Annotated in this window: 2 protein-coding genes; one reads left to right on the top strand and one right to left on the bottom strand. The window is 46.7% G+C overall.

What is annotated here, in order from left to right:
* A partial coding sequence (locus tag Q7P41_RS04745; RefSeq protein ID WP_303882552.1) for a hypothetical protein occupies positions 1–798 on the top strand: 798 nt, incomplete at its 5' end.
* Between the two features lie 1,025 nt (positions 799–1,823).
* On the opposite strand, the gene Q7P41_RS04740 is transcribed toward Q7P41_RS04745, so the two are convergent.
* A complete protein-coding gene (locus Q7P41_RS04740) occupies positions 1,824–2,615 on the bottom strand; it encodes a hypothetical protein (protein ID WP_303882550.1) in 792 nt (263 codons plus the stop codon).
* Positions 2,616–2,748 lie beyond the last annotated feature (133 nt).

Raw genomic sequence — 2,748 nt, 5'->3', positions numbered from 1 at the left:
GAAATTGCGCAGGTTATCTCGCAGTGTTTGAGACTGCTTGACCCTCTTGAGAAAACTCCATCGTGCACGCTCGGCCGGGGTAATGGGAAGGTTATTTCAAAGAGCTTCGGCAGGGCCTTTGCCGTGAAGCGGGAATTTCAGGATCAGGAATTCGAGGAGATCTGCGCAGGCGATCTTGTCAACGGCTGCAAGCTGTGGCACGACGTTAAAGAACATTCTAAGATGGCAAAACGAGAGGTGCTTTTAAAGGTCTGGCTCATGCCTGAGGGCGCTGAGGTCGAAGCGGCTTTTATAGAGTACCTGCGCTGTCGAAAAGGCATAGACGTCATGGTCTTTAAGAAGGAATACGGCTTGCATAACAAAAAAGATGACTATAGGGGCGAGTACTCTCTGGCCGTTCCGAGGGTACACGTTTCAACGGCGGAGAATCTATTTAGAGGTTTGTTTAGGAATTGCTTAATGGAGTGTGAGTTAGCATATTATGAGGCTTACAAAACGCTGCTGTCTGGGGATAAGCCAGACGAGGAGCCTAAAAGCTTAGAGAACGCGAGGTGGCTTGACTCCACCCGTCGTTTGGCGCTTGTTTTCGACGGGAAGCATTTGTACCTGTCGAGCGTGCCGTCTAAAGGCGAAAGAACCGGCAAGGAAGGCAAGGCAAGCTTTTACAGGTTGAAATCGACAAATATATTCCAGATCATGATGGATCTGTTTGATAGCAGGATTAAACTAGCAACTGAATACCTAAGGCAGAGAGAAGAAGCACTTAATGACGATAGTTGGCTTGAATTTAATCGTTAGCCGTAGGTTTCTACCCTATTAGCCCATACCTTTAACCTTAGCCCATTGCTCATGTCAGGCCTTCAAGTTTTATGAGCGAACCCTTTGGCCTTACCCGTGCGAGAAACCTTGGCCAGTTGACATACGATCGCAAAACAAGGCGATGCCGTCTCGTGTGCCTCCCTCATGTCGGACTCGGCCAATGCGATGTAAAGCTTTGCGGTCTCAAGATTTAAGTTTCTTTTTATGGTCTATAAAACAGAGGGGCTTATGCCGCTGCCTAGGAAGAGCCTTGCCTTCACTGCCGTGTGTAAGTTTAAAGTAACATCTGCATTAATTATCCGGAAAGGCCGGAAAATCATACATAAGCTCGTCGCGACTCAAAACCTAGAGCCAAAAATTTGGCTGTTATTTAAATTTTGTTATAATATCATTATGTAATTGAGGGCTGGGGGCTGCGTAGCGGACTCCAGCCCTTAATGTTTAATCTTTCGGCAGTGCAATCAACCCGTAACCTTCTATTCGACCAGTTTTGCTGTCCTTACGAAATTTAGTTTTTATGATTTCCCAATCCTCGTGTGCCCTTTTCCCATTGCCCACCAGCCAATAGGGGTTACGACAAGGTCAGCTATCTGAAGCCCGGCTACATTATCTTTCTTATCCACCAGTTTTAGTTCCCTATCAATTCAGAGAAAAGATTTGTGTCTCGGACAGATGATAGGTGCCCTTTCTGCGAGGACAAAGACCGGATATGCAGGGTCAACATTGCGTAAATTGGTATCTCCAGATTCATCCAAAAACAAAATTTTCATATAACAGCATCCTCCCAGTGAAGACAAGATCGACGGCATTAAAAGATAGACCTGTCCCTTCCCTCGCCCGAAGAGATGAAAAAGGCGCTTGAAGAGCTCACAGAACGCCCGTCTTGTCGCTGACATGGCAGAAGATAAACTTTTTTAAAGTTTATCAAAGAACCCATCAAACCATAAAGGCGTATTTTAGTATGCTTTGGCGGTGCGTTGTCTCAAATGACAGATTCTTGCAGCCTAACAAGGCCTGGGTTCCAAAGGGCATCTTTTAGGTTTTGACCTTGCCCGTTCCAAAAACCTTGACCAAACGACACCATAGCTTCCGAGCTCTTCTGGTATGGCTTTAAGTATCGCTTCAAGGTGCCTGGCAGTTTCGCCGAAAGGATCCTTTGCTATCCTTCGTGCAAGCCTTTTTGCGTCTTTGAAACTGCCGCGCAGGATTGCGTCTTCAATGCCCGGCGGCGTCATGTTAAAGTTGTCGTCAACGTGGCGGTGTTTAGTTTTCGGCTCGCCGTTTTCGTTGGTTTCTTTACCCTTCAGCATGAGATTATCGAACATGATGTCTGCTATCTTTTGGCATCTTTCAAGGACGCATTCCCAGGAACAGGGCACGTTGCGCTTCCTTTCGTCCGTAAGGTCGTAGGGCTTCGGATCGCTCAACATCCGTATCAGCTGAAAAAGTGCCTTTTCCGAACACTCAGGCTGCGGGTAGCAGTCGTCGAACTTTGACAGAGCTTCGATTATCTCGTCAGGCGACATAGTATCGCAAAACGAGACGAAGTCTGCGTACTCGTTTACGCCGTTCCGCGTAATGACGAGCCACCCCTTTATCCTGCACATTTCGGCCTTCGTAGGCACTTTTACTCCGTTTACTACTTCCGTTTCAAGCGGCATGTCCCTTTTAAAGTTCCGTATGCCTATGTCAACGCCGCAAAAATGCTTCAGGTTTAAGGACGAAATCCCGGAATGTTTCGTACCAATCCCGGCTAACAGCTCTAAGGAACCTAAGTCGTCCTGCAGGTCTTTCAAACCGTTGACACGCTCCTTTGTTGCTGTTTTTTATTCACGTACGACGCTAAAACAATTTGAAGCACTTGGGCTGTGCCTATAGGGTACATTATACGGCGGCTTTTGTTCTTAAATTAATAATAATTAATATCGT

It is taken from the genome of Acetomicrobium mobile (genome assembly GCF_937920065.1).
This window is presented reverse-complemented; position numbering and strand designations above follow the sequence as displayed.